Genomic DNA, 18,143 nt, shown 5'->3' on the forward strand with positions numbered 1-18,143 from the left:
CCGCCATCTCCTGGTCCCGGCCGAGCCGGTCGGCCCGGACCTGGCACTAGGCTGGACCCGATGACATACCTGGATCACGCGGCGACCACTCCGATGCTCGACGAGGCACTGGAGGCGTACGTCGCGACCGCCCGCGAGGTCGGCAACCCCTCGTCGTTGCACGCCGCCGGGCGGTTGGCCCGCCGCCGGGTCGAGGAGTCCCGGGAGCGGGTCGCCGCCGTGCTGGGTGCCCGGCCCTCCGAGGTCATCTTCACCGGCGGCGGCACGGAGAGCGACAACCTCGCGGTCAAGGGCATCTTCTGGGCGCGGCGGGCCGCCGAACCGGCCCGGATCCGGGTGGTGGCCAGCGCCATCGAACACCACGCGGTGCTCGACCCGGTCGAGTGGCTGGCCCGGCACGAGGGCGCCACCCCGAGCTGGCTGCCGGTCGACGGCACCGGTCGGCTCGCCCCGGAGACACTCGCCGCCGTACTCGACGAACACGGTGCCGAGGTGACCCTGGTCTCGGCGATGTGGGCGAACAACGAGGTCGGTACGGTCCAGCCGATCGCCGCGCTGGCCGAGGTCGCCGCCGCGCACGGCATCCCGTTCCACACCGACGCGGTCCAGGCGGTCGGCCAGGTGCCGGTCGACTTCGCCGCCAGCGGGGTGGCGGCACTCACCGTCACCGGGCACAAGCTCGGCGGGCCGGTCGGGGTCGGCGCACTGCTGCTGGGCCGGGACGTGGCCGCGACCCCGGTGCTGCACGGCGGCGGGCAGGAGCGGGACATCCGCTCCGGCACCCTCGACGCGCCCGGCATCGTCGCCTTCGCCGTCGCGGTCGAGGCCGCGGTCAAGACCCAGCAGGAGTACGCCACCCGGGTCGCCGCGCTCCGCGACGACCTGGTCGCCCGGGTGCGGCAGGCGGTACCGGAAGCGGTCTACAACGGGGCCCCCGACGACCGGCTGCCCGGCAACGCCCACTTCTCCTTCCCCGGCTGCGAGGGGGACGCGCTGCTGCTCCTCCTCGACGCGCAGGGAATCGCCTGCTCGACCGGGTCCGCCTGCTCGGCCGGGGTGGCCCAACCCTCGCACGTGCTGCTCGCGCTGGGGGCCGACGACGACCGGGCCCGGTCGTCGCTGCGGTTCTCGCTCGGCCACACCTCGACGACCGAAGATGTCGACGCGCTGGTCGCCGCCCTGCCGGGCGCGGTCGAGCGGGCCCGCCGGGCCGGTGCGATCCGGTCCGCCCGGAGCTGACGCCGGGAATATCCCGCTGGTGGGGCCGGCTACCCTCGGGGGATGGAGGTGGACCGGTGAGGGTGTTGGCAGCCATGTCCGGCGGAGTGGACTCGGCGGTCGCCGCCGCGCGGGCGGTGGAGGCCGGGCACGACGTGACGGGCGTGCACCTTGCGCTGTCCCGTAACCCGCAGACGTACCGCACCGGGGCCCGGGGCTGTTGCACGCTGGAGGACTCCCGGGACGCCCGGCGGGCCGCGGACGTGATCGGGATCCCGTTCTACGTCTGGGACATGGCCGACCGGTTCCACGACGACGTGGTGGAGACCTTCGTCGCCGAGTACGCGGCGGGTCGTACCCCGAACCCGTGCCTGCGCTGCAACGAGAAGATCAAGTTCGCCGCGGTGCTGGACCGGGCGGTGGCGCTCGGCTTCGACGCGGTGGTGACCGGCCACCACGCCCGGCTCGGCCCGGACGGGCTGCTGCGGCGCAGCGTCGACGAGGCCAAGGACCAGTCGTACGTGCTGGCCGTGCTGACCCGCGAGCAGCTGGACCGGTCGATGTTCCCGCTCGGCGACTCGACCAAGGCCGAGGTACGCGCGGAGGCGGCCCGGCGGGGCCTCGGCGTGGCCGACAAGCCCGACTCGCACGACATCTGCTTCATCGCCGACGGCGACACTCGGCGCTTCCTCGCCGACCGGCTCGGCGAGGCCCCCGGTGACGTCGTCGACGCCCGGACCGGTGCCGTGGTCGGCACCCACGCCGGTGCCTACGCCTACACGGTCGGCCAGCGCAAGGGGCTCGCGCTCGGGGTGCCCGCCCCGGACGGCCGTCCCCGGTACGTGCTCTCGATCACCCCGAAGACCAACACGGTGACCGTCGGGCCGGCCGAGGCGCTGGAGGTCTCCACCGTCGGGGCCGAGCGGCCGGTCTGGACCGGCGGACCGGTGCCGACCGACCCGGTCGACTGCCTGGTCCAGTTGCGGGCGCACGGCCAGGTGGTCCCGGCGACGGTCCGGGTCGACGCCGGGTCGCTGCGGGCGGAGCTGCACAGTGCGGTCCGGGGAGTGGCGGCGGGTCAGGCGATCGTCGCCTACCGACCGGATCCCGCCGGTGACGTGGTGCTCGGCTCGGCGACCATCAGCGACACCGTCTGACCGCGTCCGTCGCCCTCGCGGTGACGGGGAAATGCCTGTTCGTCGCTGCTCGCTCCGCCCACGCGTGGTACGAATACCTGGGCAGACCAGGCAAGGCGGACGAATTGGCGAAGGAGCGCCGGCCGGAACGGCCAGAATCGGAACGGCTGGGCGACGAACGGTCGGATCCGGCACGGTCGGGCGGCGAACGGTTGGGCTCGGAACGGCTGCTCCGCCGGCAGGCGCACTCCCGCCAGGCGTCCTTCCTCGAACTCTTCTTCGACCTGGCCTTCATCGTCTCGTTCGCCCTGCTCTCCCGGCGGTTGGTCGACGACCTCGACTGGTGGAACGCCGGGCAGACGGCGATCCTGCTTGCCGCGATGTGGTGGATCTGGATCGCCACCGCGTGGTCGACCGACTGGTACAACCCCCAGCATCCACGGATCCGGGTACTCGTCCTCGGCGCGATGTTCGTCGGCCTCCTGGCGGCCGCAGCCATCCCCGAGGCGTACGGCCCGCACGGGCTGCTCTTCGCCGGGGCGTACGTCGGGATCCATTTTGGTCGGGCCGTGCTGCTGCTGTCGGTGCGGGAGCACCCGATCCGGCGCCGCAGCGTGCTGGTCGCGGTCTGGTTCGGGTTTTCCGGGATCCTCTGGCTGCTCGGCGGCTTTCTCACCGGTCCGGTGCGACTGGCACTCTGGCTGGTGGCGATCCTGATCGACTACTTCATCCCCACCCAGGGCTGGCGGGTGCCGGGGCTCGGGCGCCTGCCAGCGGCCCAACTGCGGGTGGTCGGCGAGCACCTGTCCGAGCGGTACCGGCAGATTTTCATCGTCGCGCTCGGCGAGGTCATCCTGGTCGGCGGGTTGACGTACACCCGCGAAGGGCTGGGACTGCTCCGGGTGGTGGCCTTGACCGTGGTCTTCGTCAACGCCGGCCTGCTGCTCTGGCTGTACTTCGTGCCGTCCAGTGGGCGGCTCGGCGGTGCGATCGAACGCAACCAGGCCCGAGGTGGGGTCTACGCGGCGTACTGCCACGCGATCATGGTCGCGGGCGCGGTGCTCACCGCGGTCGGCGCCGAGTTGATGATTATGCATCCGCTCGGCGAGGTGCGGATCTCCTGGTCGATGGCGATTATCGGCGGTGCGGTGTTGTTCCTGGTCGGGCGGATCCTGCTCGCACTGCTCGTTTACGCGCACCCGCCCTGGCGTGGCTCCGGGGCACTGGTGCTCCTGCTGGCCGGCGCTCCCGGTCTGGTCCGACTCCCGCCGCTGGCGGTGGGCCTGGTTGTCGACGCCGTACTGCTGGCCCTGACCCTTCTCCTCGTCCTGTCGCCCGGCCCTTACGTCAGGCAGCTTGAAGCAGAGCAGCGGGCGGCCGAGGAGGGGCGGAGCTGACCGCCGGCGCCGGACGGCGCGGCAACGGGCCGGGGAGGAGCGGAGCTGACCGCCGGCGTCGGGATAACCTGCCGACGTGACCGATCAACAGCAGACGGCGGAACCGACCGGGACGACCGGACCGACCTGGCCCTGGCCGGCCGGGGCCGCGACCGGAGTCGGGTCGATGCCGGGCACCGACATCACCGAGGCACAGCGGATCGTGCTGGGTGAACTCGCCCTGCCCCACCTGCCCGAGCTGCCCGCTCGGGGCCCCGGCGCCGACCTGGTCGGCCGGGGCGCCGCGCTGCTGGTCGACCTGCCGGTCGAGTTGTACGCCGGCCGTTGGCGGATCGCCGGCCGTCCGGGCCGTGACCTGCGTCGCGCCCTCGACCTGTGGGAACGTGACCTGGACCAGATGACCGAGCAGGCCGGCGAGTTCACCGGCACGTTCAAGATCCAGGCAGCCGGCCCGCTCACCCTGGCGGCCGGGATCGAACTGCCGGTCGGCGGCTGGCTGCTCCGGGATCCGGGCGCCGTCCGGGACCTCACCGGCTCGCTCGCCGACGGCCTGCGGGAACACGTGGCACAGGTACGGCGACGGCTGCCCCGGGCCACGGTGCTGCTGCAACTCGACGAGCCGTCACTGCCGGCCGTGCTCGCCGGCCGGATCCCGACCGAGAGCGGGCTCGGGGCGTATCGGCCGGTCGAGACGGGGACCGCGACCGGACTGCTCGGCACCGTCATCTCCGCCGTCGAGGCGCCGGTGGTGGTGCACTGCTGCGCGCCGGACGTACCGCTGGAGCTGTTCCGGTCCGCCGGGGCGGTCGGCGTCGCGCTCGACCTCGCCCTCGTCGGCAACCGGCTCGACCCGCTCGGCGAGGCGATCGACGCGGGCCTCGGGCTGTTCGCCGGCGCCGCGCCGACGCTGCCCCCGCCGGCCGGTCGGGCACCGTCGTCGGCCCAGGTCGCCGATCGGGTACGACAGGTCTGGGACCGGCTCGGCTTCCCCCGTGCCCGGCTCGCCGAGCAGGTGGTCGTCACCCCCGCCTGCGGTCTCGCCAATGCCACCGAGGCGTACGCCCGGGCGGTGCTGACCGCCTGCCGGGACGCCGGACGCCGGCTCGCCGAGGACTGAGGTTTGCGCTGTCACACCGGTTGGGCAGGATGAGAAACATGATCGGACAACTGCGCAGCGTGGTGATCGACTGTCCGGACACCCGGGCCCTGGCCGGCTTCTACGCCGAGTTGCTCGGCCTGCCGCTGACGTACGACGGCGGAGGAGACGACGAGTGGGTCAGTCCTCGGCGGCGGCCCCGGCCAGCCCCGGCTCGCCTTCCAACGGGCGCGTGGGCTGCGGGCGCCGCGCTGGCCCGACCCGGACCGGCCGCAGCAGTTCCACCTCGACGTCACCGTCGAGGACGTCGAGGAGGCCGAGGCGAAGGTGCTGAAGCTCGGTGCCACCCGGTTGCCGGGCGAGGGCGACGGTTTCCGGGTCTACGCCGACCCGGCCGGCCACCCGTTCTGCCTCTGCTGGGACGACTGAGCAGCGGCTCCACCGGTATCCATCCTGGAGGGCCACCGTCCACGGCCGGAACCGGCTGGTGTCGTACCCCTCCGGTGCCGGACCATGGACGGCCATGGACGATCATGCGGTGACCTCACCCGACGCTGTCGGTCAACGGGCCTCCGGGTCCCTCTTCGGGCTGGCCTACGGGGACGCCCTGGGTGCGCCGACCGAGTTCCTGCCGCTGGACGAGATCATCCGGCGGTACGGCCCTACCGGTCCCCGCGACCTGACCGGTGATCCGGCCCGAGTCACCGACGACACACAACTGGGCCTGGCGGTCGGCTGGGCGCTGTACGACGCCGGCCCGGCACCCACCCCCGAGCGGCTGGCGTTCCTGCTCCGCCAACGGTTTGTCGCCTGGGCGCACAGCCCGGAGAACAACCGCGCGCCGGGGATGACCTGCCTGCGGGCCTGTGGCGGGCTGGCCGAGGGACTGCGCTGGCAGGAGGCGACGATCGACGGCTCCAAGGGCTGTGGCGCGAACATGCGGGTCACCCCGGTCGGCCTGGTGTCCGGCTACGACCTGGAGACCCTCGCCGGGGTCGCCCAGTTGCAGGCCGGGCTGACCCACGGGCATCCGACCGGGTTGGCTGCCAGCGAACTGACCGCGTACGCCGTCCGGGTGCTCCGCGAGGGCGCCGGACTGACCGAGCTGCCCGGGTTGCTGCGGGCCCGTGCGGTCAGCCAGCGGACCGTCTACCACCACGACTGGCTGGGCGACCTGTGGCACCGACCGACGGTCGACGGGCCGGCCGGGTTCATCGCCCGCGGCTGGGACGAGTGCCTCGCCGTACTGGACCGACTCGACGCCGCGCTGGCCACACCGGACGACGGCGGTGACCCGTGCCGGGCCACCGGGGAGGGCTGGGTCGCCGAGGAGGCTCTGGCCACCGCGCTGCTCTGCGCCGTCCGGCACCACCACGATCCGGTGGCGGCGTTGTCCCGGGCGGCCACCACCTCCGGGGACTCCGACTCCATCGCCTGTCTGACCGGTGCCTTCCTCGGTGCCACGTACGGGATGGCGGGGTGGCCGGCCGGTTGGCTCGACCGGATCGAGTACGCCGACCAGCTCGCCACCCTCGGCGCCGCCTGGGACTGACCGCCGGCCCGGACCCGGCCGGGCGGACCGGTGACCCGGGTCCCGGATTGTCGACCGGGGGCACTCTCCGGACCGGCCCTGCCGGTTACCGTTGCTCCAGTAACCGATCACGGAGGTCGAGGGTGTCCGAGGAAGCCATCCCGCAGCAGGTCAGCCCGGAGGAGGTGGCGGCTGCCGGCGAGGAGCCGCCGGCGGCGGCGCGGGAGCGGCACAACACGCTGAGTGTCGAGATCACCGACCACCAGTACCGCTACTACGTCCTCGACGCGCCGACCATCCCGGACGCGGATTTCGACATTCTGTTGCGGGAGCTGGAGGCGCTGGAGGAGCGGTATCCGGCGCTGCGTACCCCGGACTCGCCGACCCAGCGGGTCGGCGGGACCTTCTCCACGCTCTTCACCCCGGTGACGCACGCCGAGCGGATGATGTCGCTGGACAACGCGTTCAGCCAGGATGAGCTGGCCGCCTGGGTGGAGCGGGTGGAGCGGGACGCCGGCGGTCCGGTCGGCTACCTCTGTGAGCTGAAGGTGGACGGCCTGGCGATCAACCTGACCTACGAGCGCGGCCGGCTGGTCCGGGCGGCGACCCGGGGCGACGGGCGGACCGGGGAGGACGTCACCGCCAACGTCCGGACCATCCAGGAGGTGCCGGAACAGCTGGCCGAGGGCCCCGAGACGGTGCCCGAGCTGTTGGAGGTCCGGGGGGAGATCTACTTTCCGGTCGAGGCGTTCGCCGACCTGAACGCGGGGCTCGTCGAGCAGGGCAGGGCGCCGTTCGCCAATCCCCGCAACGCGGCGGCCGGCAGCCTGCGGCAGAAGGATCCCCGGATCACGGCGAGTCGGCCGCTGCGGATGGTCGTCCACGGGCTGGGCGCCCGGGACGGCTTCCGGCCGGCGACGCAGTCCGAGGCGTACGCGACGATGCGGGCCTGGGGGTTGCCGACCAGCGAGCGCTGGCGGGTGGTGCCGGACCTGGCCGGCATCCGGGCGTACGTCGACCACTACGCGACGCACCGGCACGACGTCGAGCACGAGATCGACGGTGTGGTGGTGAAGGTCGACGAGGTGGCGATCCAGGGTCGGCTCGGGTCGACGAGCCGGGCGCCCCGCTGGGCGATCGCCTTCAAGTACCCGCCGGAGGAGGTCAACACCCGGCTGCTCGACATCGACGTGAACGTGGGGCGTACCGGCCGGGTGACCCCGTTCGCGGTGCTCGAACCGGTCCGGGTGGCCGGCTCCACGGTCGCGCTGGCCACCCTGCACAACGCGCGTGAGGTGGAACGCAAGGGGGTGCTGATCGGCGACACGGTGGTGATCCGCAAGGCCGGTGACGTGATCCCCGAGGTGCTCGGGCCGGTGGTGGAACTGCGCGCGGCCGACGCCCGGCGGTTCGAGATGCCGACCCGCTGCCCGTCCTGCGGTACGGCACTCGCCCCGGCCAAGGAGAGTGACGTCGACATCCGCTGCCCGAACTCCCGTACCTGCCCGGCCCAGGTGCGGGAGCGGATCGTCCACCTCGGCAGCCGGGACGGGCTGGACGTGGAGGTGCTGGGCGAGAAGGCGACGGTCGCGCTGCTCGACTCCGGGGTGGTCTCCGACGAGGGGGACCTGTTCGACCTGGACGAGGAGCGGTTGACCCAGGTGCCGTTTTTTGTCAAGAAGGACGGCACACTGAGCACCAACGCCGGGAAGATGCTGAACAGCCTCGCCGAGGCGAAGCAGCGGCCGCTCTGGCGGGTGCTGGTGGCGCTGTCGATCCGGCACGTGGGTCCGACCGCCGCCCAGGCGTTGGCCCGGGAGTTCGGTTCGGTGGCCGCGATCGAGGCGGCCAGCGAGGAGGAACTGTCCGCGGTGGAGGGTGTCGGTCCGACGATCGCGGAGAGCCTTCGGGAGTGGCTGGCCGTCGACTGGCACCGGGAGGTGCTGGCCAAGTGGGCCGATGCCGGGGTACGGATGGCCGAGGAGCGGGTCGAGTCCGGGCCGCGGCCGTTGGAGGGGGTGACGGTGGTGGTGACCGGCACCCTGTCGGCGTACTCGCGGGACCGGGCGGCGGAGGAGGTGCAGGCCCGGGGCGGCAGGGTCAGCGGCTCGGTGTCGAAGAAGACCAGCTTTGTGGTGGTCGGGGAGAACCCCGGCTCCAAGGCGGAGAAGGCGGTGGCGTTGAAGGTACCTATCCTCGACGAGGCGGGCTTCCGGACGCTGCTCGAGGAGGGACCGGAAGCGGCGGGTAGGGTTGTCGCTGGTGACAATTAGTGATTGACGGATCAGCTCTGAGTTAACAAAGTCGACGGTTGAGATGCGGCGTATTTCAAGTTAGTCACGACTAGACCCGATTCGCGTCTGTCGCCCCCCACGCGGACCGGGTCAGGGCGTTTCATGGGAGGCGCACCGCGCGGCAGCCGGCCGCGCGCCTGGACCGAGAGGCTCGGGAGGTCCCATGGAGGCCGCCGCGCTGCGGAACTCCGTCCCTCCTGGTCGGACGGCACCCTTTTTCGGGTTCGTCGGGACCGTGGTCGCGTTGGCCGTGCTGGTCAGCGTCGCGCCGATCGCCGCCCTGCCCGCGCAGCTGACCCGGCTGCCGGTCGGGTTCTGGCTGATGGCCGCCCTCGCCGTCGCCTTCGACGCCCGTCCGTTCAGTCCACACGCCGCACGGCAGAACCTTGCTGTCTTCCCGTCGATCTGTTTCACCTTCGCGATCACCCTGGAATGGGGGCTCGGTCCGGCGATCGGGGTGCAGGCCGCCGCCGTCGTCGTCTCCGGGCTCCGCATGCGGTACGCCGTCTGGCGGACCGTCTTCAACATCGCCCAGTACGCCTGCGCCCTGGCCGCCGCCGACCTGGTCCTCCGGCTCACCCCCGGACACCGACCCGGCACGACGGAACAGTTGCGCTTGCTCGACGTGGTGTTCGTCGTCGGGGCCGGGACCGCCTGGCTGGCCGTCAACCACGGGCTCGTCGCCAGCGCGATCCGGCTGCGGTTCGGCGGCCGGTGGTGGAGCCGGGTACGCCAGGGACTCGGCTTCGAACTGCTCGCCACCGGCTCTCTGCTGCTGCTCAGCCCGCTGCTGGTCGCGGCGGCCCGGTCCAGCGCGGCGCTCATCCCGATGCTGGTGGTGCCGCTCTACGCGGTCTCCCGGATGGCCCGGCTCTCCGCCGAGCGGGAGCAGTTGGCCCGACTCGACCCGCTGACCGGGTTGGCGAACCGGAAAGCCCTGTTGGACGAGGTGACCGCCCAGGTCGCGGCGCACGCCGAACTGGCCGGCAAGGACGCCCCGGGCGGGCGCCGGCTGGCCCTGCTGCTGCTCGACCTCGACCGGTTCAAACACGTCAACGACGCGCTCGGCCACGCCGTCGGCGACCGGCTGCTGGTCGAGGTGACCCGACGCCTCACCCCCGTGGTACGCCCCCAGGACGTCATCGCCCGGCTCGGCGGCGACGAGTTCGCGATCGTGGCTACCCGGCTGGACGACGTCGACGACGCCCGCCGGCTCGCCGACCGGGTGGTGGGGGCACTGGCCGAGCCGGTCCCGCTGGACGGGCTGCCGCTCGACGTCGGCGGCTCGATCGGCATCGCGCTCTATCCGGAGCACGGTGCCGACTTCGCCACCCTGATGCGGCACGCGGACGTCGCCATGTACGAGGCGAAGCACCGGGGTGACCCGGTCGCGGTCTACGTCGCCGAGTCCGACCACAACTCGGCCGAGCGGCTCAGCCTGCTCGCCGATCTGCGTCGGGTGTTGGAGACCGGCGGGGCGGGTACGGCCGGCACCCGGGCCGGCGGAACCGGCGCGACCTCGGCCGCCGCGGTCGCCGGGGCCGACCCCGACAGCGACGGACGGGGCGACGACGCCGGTGCCGCCTCCGACGTCGGCGACATCACCCTCTACTACCAGCCGCAGATCGAGATCGACACCGGTGAGGTGGTGGGGGTGGAGGCGCTGCTGCGCTGGCGGCATCCCCGGCGCGGGATGGTCGACCCGGAGGAGCTGATCCGGGTCGCCGAGCAGAGCGCGGTGATGCGGCTGCTGACCCGGCGGGTGGTCGACGACGTCCTGGAGCAGCTCGCCAAGTGGACCGTCGCCGGCATCAACCTGCGGGCCGCGGTCAACGTCAGCGTCCGCGACCTGCACACCGGGGAGATCGCCGACCAGATCGCCGAGGGCCTCGCCCGGTACGACCTGCCGCCGTCCCGGCTGCAACTGGAGATGACCGAGGGCGCGTTGATGGCCGACCCCCGTCGGGTGCTGGCCACCATCTCCCGGCTGCACCGGATCGGGGTGGCGATCGCCCTCGACGACTTCGGCACCGGGTACTCGTCGATGCAGCACCTGCGTCGGCTTCCGCTGGCCGAGGTGAAGGTCGACCGGTCGTTTGTCCTCGGCATGGTGACCGACGCCGACGACGCGGCGATCGTCCGGTCGGTGATCGAGTTGGCCGGTGCGCTCGGGCTGCGGGTCGTCGCCGAGGGGGTGGAGGACGAGCGGACCTGGCGGCTGCTGCACGCGGCCGGCTGCGACGTCGCGCAGGGCTGGTTCTACGCCCGGCCGATGCCGGCGGAGGACCTGGTCACCTGGTTGTCCCGGTACCGGCCGGTCCGACCCGGAGCCGCCCCGACGACGGCTGCCACCACCGTGCGCCCCGCCGGGCCGGGTCGCAACGGCCAGGCCGCGCCGACCGAGACGAGCGTGGAGCTGCTCGCCGCCGACGGATTCCTGCCCGGCGTGGAGTGACCACCCCGCCTCGGGCGCCTGTCGCGACGCCTGCGGAACTCTCAGCCGGCTTTCATCCGCCTCGGATATGACGGATGCGCCGTGGTCGGGAGGAGGGCAGCGGGTGCGGATTCTGGTCGTTGACGACGAGGCGGCGGTACGGGACGCATTGTCTCGTCTGTTGCGGTTTGAGGGGTATACGGTTGGCGTCGCTGGCGACGGCACCGCGGCGTTGCGCGAGGTGCGGGCACGGGAGCCCGATCTGTTGGTCCTTGACGTCGCCCTGCCCGGTCTCGACGGCGTTGCGGTGTGTCGGACGTTACGGAAGGAGGGGATCCAGGTGCCGGTGCTGATGCTGACCGCACGCGAGGGCGTCGGAGACCGGGTCGCCGGGCTGGACGCCGGCGCCGACGACTACCTGGTCAAACCCTTCGCCTCGGCGGAGTTGCTGGCCCGGCTCCGGGCGCTGCTGCGCCGCGTACCGACGGCCGGGGGCGGTGCGGGGCAGGACAGCCCGATGCGGTACGCCGACCTGTGGCTGGACCCGCTCACCCGGGAGGTACGTCGGAACGAACGGCTGATTCAGCTCACCCGTACGGAGTTCGCGATTCTGGAGGCGTTCCTGCGGCATCCCCGCCAGGTGCTCACCCGGGCGGTGCTCTTCGCCCACGTCTGGGGATACGACGTCGATGTGACCTCGAACAGTCTGGACGTCTACGTGGGCTACCTGCGGCGCAAGCTGGAGGCCGGTGGCGAGCCGCGGCTGCTGCAGACCGTCCGTGGCGTGGGCTACGTGTTGCGAACCGCACAGTGAACCCTTCTCAACCTTCCCTTGCCCGTCGCGGCCGCAGGTGGAAGTCGGGGCGCGGACGCCGAGCAGCTGTGCCGGCGAGCCCGCGCGGATGGTTACCGCGGCCGGGCTGGCGGCGCTTGTCGCTGCGTTCCCGGATCACCCTGATCGCCGCGACCGCCGTGGCGGTCACGGTGGTCACCGTGTCGGCAACGGTCTTCCTCGTGGTAGGGGCACAGCTCCGCCACCAACTCGACCAGCAGCTCCGGGCCGACGCCCACACCGTCGCCGAACGGCCCGCCGGCTGGGCAGGCGGTGACGACCACGATCGGGACCGGGACATCGGGCCGATGGTGCAACTGCTCGACAGCGCCGGCCGGCCGGTCCGGAGAACCGACGGGACGGCCCTTCCGGCCACCAGCGGTGCGCTGGCGGTGGTCCACGGTGAGCGGGAGAGCGCGTACGAGACCGTCCGGGTCGCGGGCGAGGAGTATCGGATGTTCACCCGGCCGGCCGAACACGGTGGGGGCGCCGTGCAGGTCGCGGAGCGTACCGAGAGTGTGGAGGAGCCGCTGCGGCGAATCGGTCTGGTCCTTCTGGCGGTGAGCGTCGGCGGCATCGCGGTCGCCGCGATGTCCGGTTTCGTGGTGGCGCGTACCGGCCTGGCCCCCGTGCACCGGCTCACCCGCGCCGTCGAGCACGTTGCGATCACCAACGACCTGCAGGGCCGGATCATGGTGGAAGGCCGCGACGAGGTCAGCCGGTTGGCCGAAGCGTTCAACGGCATGCTCGCCGCCCTGCAGGCCTCCCGGACCGCGCAACGGTTGCTGGTGGAGGACGCGGGCCACGAGCTGCGGACACCGTTGACGAGCCTGCGGGCCAACATCGAGTTGCTGATCCGGGTCGAGGAGCAGGCGGGTGTCGGACCGGGCCTGCCGGCCGCAGACCGCGCCGCGCTGCTACGCGACCTGAACACGCAGACGGGCGAGCTGGCCCACCTGGTGGCCGAGTTGGTGGAGCTTGCTCGCCACGAGGACAGCGCCGAGCCGGTCGAACCGGTGCTCCTGGGAGATCTGGTGGACCAGGCCCGGCAGCGCATCGGACGACGCTGGCCGGCGGTGACCTTCGAAACCGACCTGGCGCCGGTCCCGGTGGAAGGGCGGCCGTCGGCGCTGGAGCGGATGATCGCCAACCTGCTGGACAACGCGGCCAAGTGGAGCCCGCCGTCCGCACCGGTACGGGTGCGGCTGCGGCTCGCGCAGGTCGGGGGCGACGGCGGCGTGCCGGCGTCCGGCCCATGGGCGGAGCTGACGGTCGCGGATGCCGGCCCCGGTATCGACGAGGCGGATCTGCCCCGCGTCTTCGAACGGTTCTACCGCGCCGCGGCGGCGCGGGCGATGCCCGGCTCCGGCCTCGGCCTCGCGATCGTGGCGCAGACGGTGGAACTCCACCACGGCACAGTGACGGCCGGCCGTTCGGAGGCCGGTGGTGCGCTGTTCACGGTACGCGTCCCGGCAGTCGCCCCGGAGGGCGGCAACCTTTCATCGTGTTCTTAGGCTTCGCCGTCACGCTGAACCGCATGAACCGACGACGACGGGACGTACGGCGGGAGCGCGCACGTACGCGCTGGTGGGCGGTGCTGGCGGCGGCCGGCGCGGCCGGCGGTGTCGCGGCGATCCTCGCCCTGTGGTGGCATGACGGCGGGCTGTCGGCGGTAGCCGCGGGCGGTGCGACGGCCCTCACCTCGCTGGGGCGGCTGACCGGCCTGGTCGCCGCCGACCTTCTGTTGCTCCAGATCTTCCTGATGGCCCGGGTGCCGTGGGTGGAGCGGGCGTACGGCCAGGACCGGCTGCTCCGGTGGCACCGGTACGTAGGATTCGGCTCGTTCTGGTTGATGCTCGCCCACGTCGGTCTGACCATCCTCGGCTACGCGGCCGACGGGCACGTCGATCTGATGACCGAGAGCTGGGACCTGACCACCAGCTATCCCGGAATGCTGCTGGCGGTGGTCGGGACGGCCCTGCTGGTCGGGGTGGTGGTGCTCTCCGTCCGGGCCGGTCGGCGACGGCTGCGCTACGAGTCGTGGCACCTGCTCCACCTCTACGCCTATCTCGGCGTGGGACTGGCGCTGCCGCACCAGCTCTGGACGGGTGCCGACTTCGTCGGCTCGATGCCCGCCCGGGTCTACTGGTGGTCCCTCTACCTGGTCTGCGCCGGCAGCGTACTGCTGTTTCGGCTGGCGCTGCCGGTGTGGCGCAGCCACCGGCACCGGCTCCGGGTGTGCCAGGTGCGGTGGGAGGCGCCCGGAATCTTCTCCGTCTATGTCGCCGGTCGCGACCTGCACCGCCTGCCGGCCTCGGCCGGCCAGTTCTTCAACTGGCGGTTCCTGACCCGGACGGGCTGGACGCGTGCCCACCCGTACTCGCTCTCCGCGGCTCCCCACCGGGACCTGCTGCGGATCACGGTACGGGCCGGCGGGGACGACGCGGCGCGGATCGCGGGCGTCCGTCCCGGTACCCGGGTGCTGGTCGAGGGGCCGTACGGGCGCCTGACCGAGGTGGTGCGACGCCGACGTCGGGTCCTGCTCCTCGGGGCCGGGATCGGGATCACCCCACTCCGCGCGCTGCTGGAGGAACTGCCGTACCGGCCGGGCGAGGCGGCGCTGGCGTACCGGGCCAGCACGCCGGAGGACCTCGCGCTGCACCGGGAACTGGACGTCATCGCCCGTCGGCGGGGCGCGTTGGTGCACTACCTGACCGGCCCGGCGCCGACCCGGTCGTCCTGGCTGCCGGCCTCGCTGGGGCACCTGTCGGACCGGGAGGCGCTGCTGCGGCTGGTGCCGGACGTGGCGGAACGCGACGTCTACCTGTGCGGTCCGCCGTCCTGGATGCAGGCGGTCCAGTTGACGCTGCGCCGGGCGCGGGTGCCGGCGAGGCAGATCCACTGCGAGGAGTTCGTATGGTGAACGGCGAGTCGGGCTGGCGGATGCGCAGGATCGTCCTGGGCCTGGCCGGCACGGTTGCTGCGGTTGTGCTGCTGTTCAGCTACCGGACCAGTACCGCGGGGCCGTCGCGCGGCCCGGTGGGGGAGGCCCCGCCGGGCATCGTCACGCCGTTGGGGACCTCGGCGCCGGATGCGGGCACCAGCCCGGGTGCCGGCTCCGCGTCGCGCGGCGGCCCGGCCGGCCCGGTGACGGCCAACGGAACCGCCGAGGACAACGGCTACGGGCCGGTCCAGGTCCAGGTGACGATCAGCAACGGCCGGATCGTCGAGGTGACCGCCGTGGCGTTGCCGGAGGACGGGCACTCCCGGCGGATCAACTCCGGGGCGGTGCCCCGGCTGCGGCGGGAGGTGCTGGCGGCGCAGTCGGCGCAGGTCGACACCATCAGCGGAGCCACCCTGACCAGCGAGGCGTACGCCCGGTCGGTACAGGCGGCGTTGGACGCCGCGCACTTCGGGGGTGGGGCGTGACGGCGACGGGCGGTGCCGGGCGCCGGGCCTGGAGCGAACAGATCATGGGCATGCCGATCTCCCTGCACATCCGGGAGGAGGCGGAGGGGCCGTCGACCGGGTCGGTGGTGTCCGAGGTCTTCGCCTGGCTGCGGGCGGTCGATCGGACGTTCAGCACCTACCGGCCGGACAGTGCGGTCAGTCGGTTGAACCGGGGCGAGGTGGACGTCGCGGACGCGGTTCCTGAGCTGCGTGCGGTGCTGGACCTCTCCGACGAGGCGCGGCAGCGCACCGGGGGGTACTTCGACGTGATGCTGCCCGGACCGGACGGCCGACCGCGATTCGACCCGTCCGGGCTGGTGAAGGGCTGGGCGGTGGAGCGGGCCGCGGCCCTGCTCACGGCGGGGGACGTGGCGGACTTCTGTCTCAACGCCGGCGGGGACATCGTGCTGCGGGCCGGTCCTGACCAGCCCGAGTGGCGGGTCGGGGTGGAGGATCCGGCGGCACCGGACCGGCTGGTGGCGGTGCTGCCGGTGCGGTCCGGTGCCGTCGCCACCTCTGGTACGGCACGGCGCGGGCCACACGTGATCGACCCGTACACCGGTCGGGCCGCCGTGGCGCTGGCCTCGGTGACCGTGTCGGGCCCCTCCCTCACCTGGGCGGACGTCTACGCCACGGCCATCCTCGCCCGGGGCGTCGCCGAGCCGACGTGGCTTGCCCACCCGACCGGCTACCCCGCCCTCGTGGTGGACGCTGCCGGTACGCTGACCGCCACCGACGGCCTCGACTGGCGTCTGCCGGACCAACCCGGCTCCGGCGCCCCGGGGGAGTCGGAGGCGGCGGCGCTCCGGGGCACAAATAGACTCGCTCAGGTCACGGCGCGCGTGTCAGGCTGCGCCACGGAGAGCACGGCGCGAGCCGCGTAGACGTTAGGCATGAAGGGGGCACGGATGTCCGCCATCTCCCGCGAGGAGGTCGCGCACCTGGCGCGACTGTCGCGGCTCGCCGTCACCGAGGAGGAGCTGGCGACCTTCGCCGGCCAACTCGACGTGATCCTCCAGGCCGTCGCCCGGGTCGGTGAGGTCGCCGCGGCCGACATCCCGCCCACCTCGCACTCCGTACCGCTGACCAACGTGCTCCGTGACGACGTGGTGGTCCCCGGACTGACCCGGGAGGAGGCGCTCTCCGGAGCGCCGGACCGCGAGGACGACCGGTTCCGGGTCCCCCGGATCCTGGACGAGGACGAGCCGCCCAGCCCGCGTGGCGAGGGGTCGGCGGAGGCCGCGTCCGGTTCAGCTGGGAAGGCGTGAGCACGATGTCCGACGTGACCAGGATGACCGCTACCGAGATCGCCACCCTCGTCGCCGGCGGCGAGGCGTCCGCGGTCGAGGTGACCCAGGCCCACCTCGACCGGATCGCCGCCGTCGACGATCGCGTACACGCGTTCCTGCACGTTGACGCGGACGGGGCGCTGGAGGCGGCCCGGGCCGTCGACGCCCGCCGGGCGGCCGGCGAGGAGCTGGGGCCGCTCGCCGGGGTGCCGGTGGCGGTCAAGGACGTGCTCACCACCAAGGGCGTACCGACCACCGTCGGCTCGAAGATCCTCGAGGGCTGGCGTCCGCCGTACGACTCGACGATCGTGCAGCGGCTGCGGGCGGCCGGCACGGTGATGCTCGGCAAGACCAACATGGACGAGTTCGCGATGGGCTCCTCCACCGAGTACTCCGCGTACGGGCCGACCGGGAACCCGTGGGACCTGACCCGGATCCCGGGCGGCTCCGGTGGTGGCAGTGCCGCCGCGCTGGCCGCGTACGAGGCACCGCTGGCGATCGGCTCCGACACCGGCGGCTCGATCCGGCAGCCCGGTGCGGTCACCGGCACCGTCGGCGCCAAGCCCACCTACGGCGGCACCTCCCGGTACGGACTGGTCGCGTTCTCCTCGTCGCTGGACACGCCCGGCCCGTGTGCCCGTACGGTGCTGGACGCGGCGCTGCTGCACGAGGCGATCGGTGGACACGACTGGCGGGACTCCACCTCGATCCCGCAGCCGGTGCCGGACGTGGTCGCCGCCGCCCGGGCCGGGGCCGCCGGTGACCTGACCGGGGTGAAGCTGGGCCTGGTCACCGAGTTCTCCGGCGAGGGCGCCGAGCCGGGCGTCATGGCCGCGTTCCGGGACGCCGTCGACGCGCTGACCAAGCTCGGTGCCGAGGTTGTCGAGGTCTCCTGTCCGCACTTCCAGTACGCGCTGCCGGCGTACTACCTGATCGCGCCGAGCGAGTGCTCCTCGAACCTGGCCCGGTTCGACGGGGTGCGGTTCGGGCTGCGGGTCGGCGACGACGGCGTCCACTCGCTGGAGGAGGTCATGTCGCTGACCCGGGACTCCGGCTTCGGTCCCGAGGTGAAGCGGCGGATCATGCTCGGCACGTACGCCCTGTCGTCGGGTTACTACGACGCCTACTACGGGCAGGCGCAGAAGGTCCGTACCCTGATCACCCGGGACTTCACCGCCGCGTTCGAGCAGGTCGACGTCCTGATCTCGCCGACCACGCCGTTCGTGGCGTTCCCGTTCGGTTCGCGCACGTCCGACCCGTACCAGATGTACCTGGCCGACCTGTTCACCATCCCGACCAACCTGTACGGCGGTCCGGGCATCTCGGTGCCGTGCGGCCTGTCGGACGGGCTGCCGGTGGGTCTGCAGATCATGGCTCCGACGATGGCGGACGACCGGATGTACCGGGTCGGCGCCGCGCTGGAGTCGGTGATCGGCACCCTCACCCCGCCGGAGCTCTGAGCCGAC

At 72.8% G+C, this 18,143-nt stretch carries 15 protein-coding genes and 1 pseudogene; all 16 read left to right on the forward strand.

Going from position 1 to position 18,143, the window contains the following annotated elements:
• Positions 1–60: 60 nt before the first annotated feature.
• The 16 genes and pseudogenes from ABGB05_RS18490 to gatA all read left to right on the forward strand — a co-directional run bounded on the left by ABGB05_RS18490 (position 61) and on the right by gatA (position 18,137).
• Complete coding sequence (locus ABGB05_RS18490) at positions 61–1,239, forward strand: cysteine desulfurase family protein (protein ID WP_347654667.1); 1,179 nt, start codon at positions 61–63, stop codon at positions 1,237–1,239.
• Between the two features lie 56 nt (positions 1,240–1,295).
• Positions 1,296–2,375, forward strand: a complete 1,080-nt coding sequence (gene mnmA / locus ABGB05_RS18495; RefSeq protein ID WP_347654668.1) for a tRNA 2-thiouridine(34) synthase MnmA — start codon at positions 1,296–1,298, stop codon at positions 2,373–2,375.
• 104 nt (positions 2,376–2,479) lie between these two features.
• Entirely contained in the window at positions 2,480–3,751 is a 1,272-nt protein-coding gene (locus ABGB05_RS18500; RefSeq protein ID WP_347654669.1) for a low temperature requirement protein A, read from the forward strand.
• A gap of 76 nt (positions 3,752–3,827) precedes the next feature.
• Positions 3,828–4,868, forward strand: coding sequence for a methionine synthase (locus ABGB05_RS18505; RefSeq protein ID WP_347654670.1), 1,041 nt, complete (start codon positions 3,828–3,830; stop codon positions 4,866–4,868).
• Positions 4,869–4,906: 38 nt separating this feature from the next.
• Positions 4,907–4,980 (forward strand): annotated as a pseudogene (locus ABGB05_RS18510) (VOC family protein); the annotation flags it as partial.
• 104 nt (positions 4,981–5,084) lie between these two features.
• Positions 5,085–5,276 (forward strand): VOC family protein, encoded by a 192-nt coding sequence (locus ABGB05_RS18515; RefSeq protein WP_347654705.1) that lies wholly within the window; start codon positions 5,085–5,087, stop codon positions 5,274–5,276.
• A gap of 94 nt (positions 5,277–5,370) precedes the next feature.
• On the forward strand, positions 5,371–6,399 hold the full coding sequence (locus tag ABGB05_RS18520) for an ADP-ribosylglycohydrolase family protein (RefSeq protein ID WP_347654671.1): 1,029 nt from the start codon (positions 5,371–5,373) through the stop codon (positions 6,397–6,399).
• Between the two features lie 122 nt (positions 6,400–6,521).
• Positions 6,522–8,651: an NAD-dependent DNA ligase LigA gene (gene ligA / locus ABGB05_RS18525; RefSeq protein ID WP_347654672.1), complete on the forward strand. Its 2,130-nt coding sequence runs from the start codon at positions 6,522–6,524 to the stop codon at positions 8,649–8,651.
• Positions 8,652–8,835: 184 nt separating this feature from the next.
• A complete protein-coding gene (locus ABGB05_RS18530) occupies positions 8,836–11,127 on the forward strand; it encodes an EAL domain-containing protein (RefSeq protein WP_347654673.1) in 2,292 nt (763 codons plus the stop codon).
• Between the two features lie 67 nt (positions 11,128–11,194).
• The gene (locus tag ABGB05_RS18535; RefSeq protein ID WP_347654674.1) at positions 11,195–11,920 is read left to right on the forward strand and encodes a response regulator transcription factor; all 726 of its coding nucleotides are present in this window, start codon (positions 11,195–11,197) and stop codon (positions 11,918–11,920) included.
• 116 nt (positions 11,921–12,036) lie between these two features.
• Positions 12,037–13,452, forward strand: a complete 1,416-nt coding sequence (locus ABGB05_RS18540) for a HAMP domain-containing sensor histidine kinase (protein WP_347654675.1) — start codon at positions 12,037–12,039, stop codon at positions 13,450–13,452.
• A 23-nt stretch (positions 13,453–13,475) separates the two neighbouring features.
• Complete coding sequence (locus ABGB05_RS18545; RefSeq protein WP_347654676.1) at positions 13,476–14,861, forward strand: ferredoxin reductase family protein; 1,386 nt, start codon at positions 13,476–13,478, stop codon at positions 14,859–14,861.
• A complete protein-coding gene (locus ABGB05_RS18550) occupies positions 14,855–15,367 on the forward strand; it encodes an FMN-binding protein (protein WP_347654677.1) in 513 nt (170 codons plus the stop codon). Before ABGB05_RS18545 ends, ABGB05_RS18550 begins: the two co-directional genes overlap by 7 nt.
• Entirely contained in the window at positions 15,364–16,272 is a 909-nt protein-coding gene (locus ABGB05_RS18555; RefSeq protein WP_347654678.1) for an FAD:protein FMN transferase, read from the forward strand. Before ABGB05_RS18550 ends, ABGB05_RS18555 begins: the two co-directional genes overlap by 4 nt.
• Before the next feature lie 24 nt (positions 16,273–16,296).
• The gene (gene gatC, locus ABGB05_RS18560; protein ID WP_331212630.1) at positions 16,297–16,656 is read left to right on the forward strand and encodes an Asp-tRNA(Asn)/Glu-tRNA(Gln) amidotransferase subunit GatC; all 360 of its coding nucleotides are present in this window, start codon (positions 16,297–16,299) and stop codon (positions 16,654–16,656) included.
• A gap of 5 nt (positions 16,657–16,661) precedes the next feature.
• Positions 16,662–18,137, forward strand: a complete 1,476-nt coding sequence (gene gatA / locus ABGB05_RS18565) for an Asp-tRNA(Asn)/Glu-tRNA(Gln) amidotransferase subunit GatA (RefSeq protein ID WP_347654706.1) — start codon at positions 16,662–16,664, stop codon at positions 18,135–18,137.
• Positions 18,138–18,143 lie beyond the last annotated feature (6 nt).

The sequence above is a fragment of the Plantactinospora sp. B5E13 genome (assembly GCF_039871775.1).
Classification (GTDB): domain Bacteria; phylum Actinomycetota; class Actinomycetes; order Mycobacteriales; family Micromonosporaceae; genus Plantactinospora.

Excerpts from the sequence above, each read along its gene's own strand:
- gatA (WP_347654706.1), top strand. The coding sequence starts at position 16,662 with ATGTCCGACGTGACCAGGATGACCGCTACCGAGATCGCCACCCTCGTC.
- ABGB05_RS18530 (WP_347654673.1), top strand. The coding sequence starts at position 8,836 with ATGGAGGCCGCCGCGCTGCGGAACTCCGTCCCTCCTGGTCGGACGGCA.
- ABGB05_RS18545 (WP_347654676.1), top strand. The coding sequence starts at position 13,476 with ATGAACCGACGACGACGGGACGTACGGCGGGAGCGCGCACGTACGCGC.
- ABGB05_RS18550 (WP_347654677.1), top strand. The coding sequence starts at position 14,855 with ATGGTGAACGGCGAGTCGGGCTGGCGGATGCGCAGGATCGTCCTGGGC.
- gatC (WP_331212630.1), top strand. The coding sequence starts at position 16,297 with ATGTCCGCCATCTCCCGCGAGGAGGTCGCGCACCTGGCGCGACTGTCG.
- ABGB05_RS18520 (WP_347654671.1), top strand. The coding sequence starts at position 5,371 with ATGGACGATCATGCGGTGACCTCACCCGACGCTGTCGGTCAACGGGCC.
- ABGB05_RS18535 (WP_347654674.1), top strand. The coding sequence starts at position 11,195 with ATGACGGATGCGCCGTGGTCGGGAGGAGGGCAGCGGGTGCGGATTCTG.
- ABGB05_RS18490 (WP_347654667.1), top strand. The coding sequence starts at position 61 with ATGACATACCTGGATCACGCGGCGACCACTCCGATGCTCGACGAGGCA.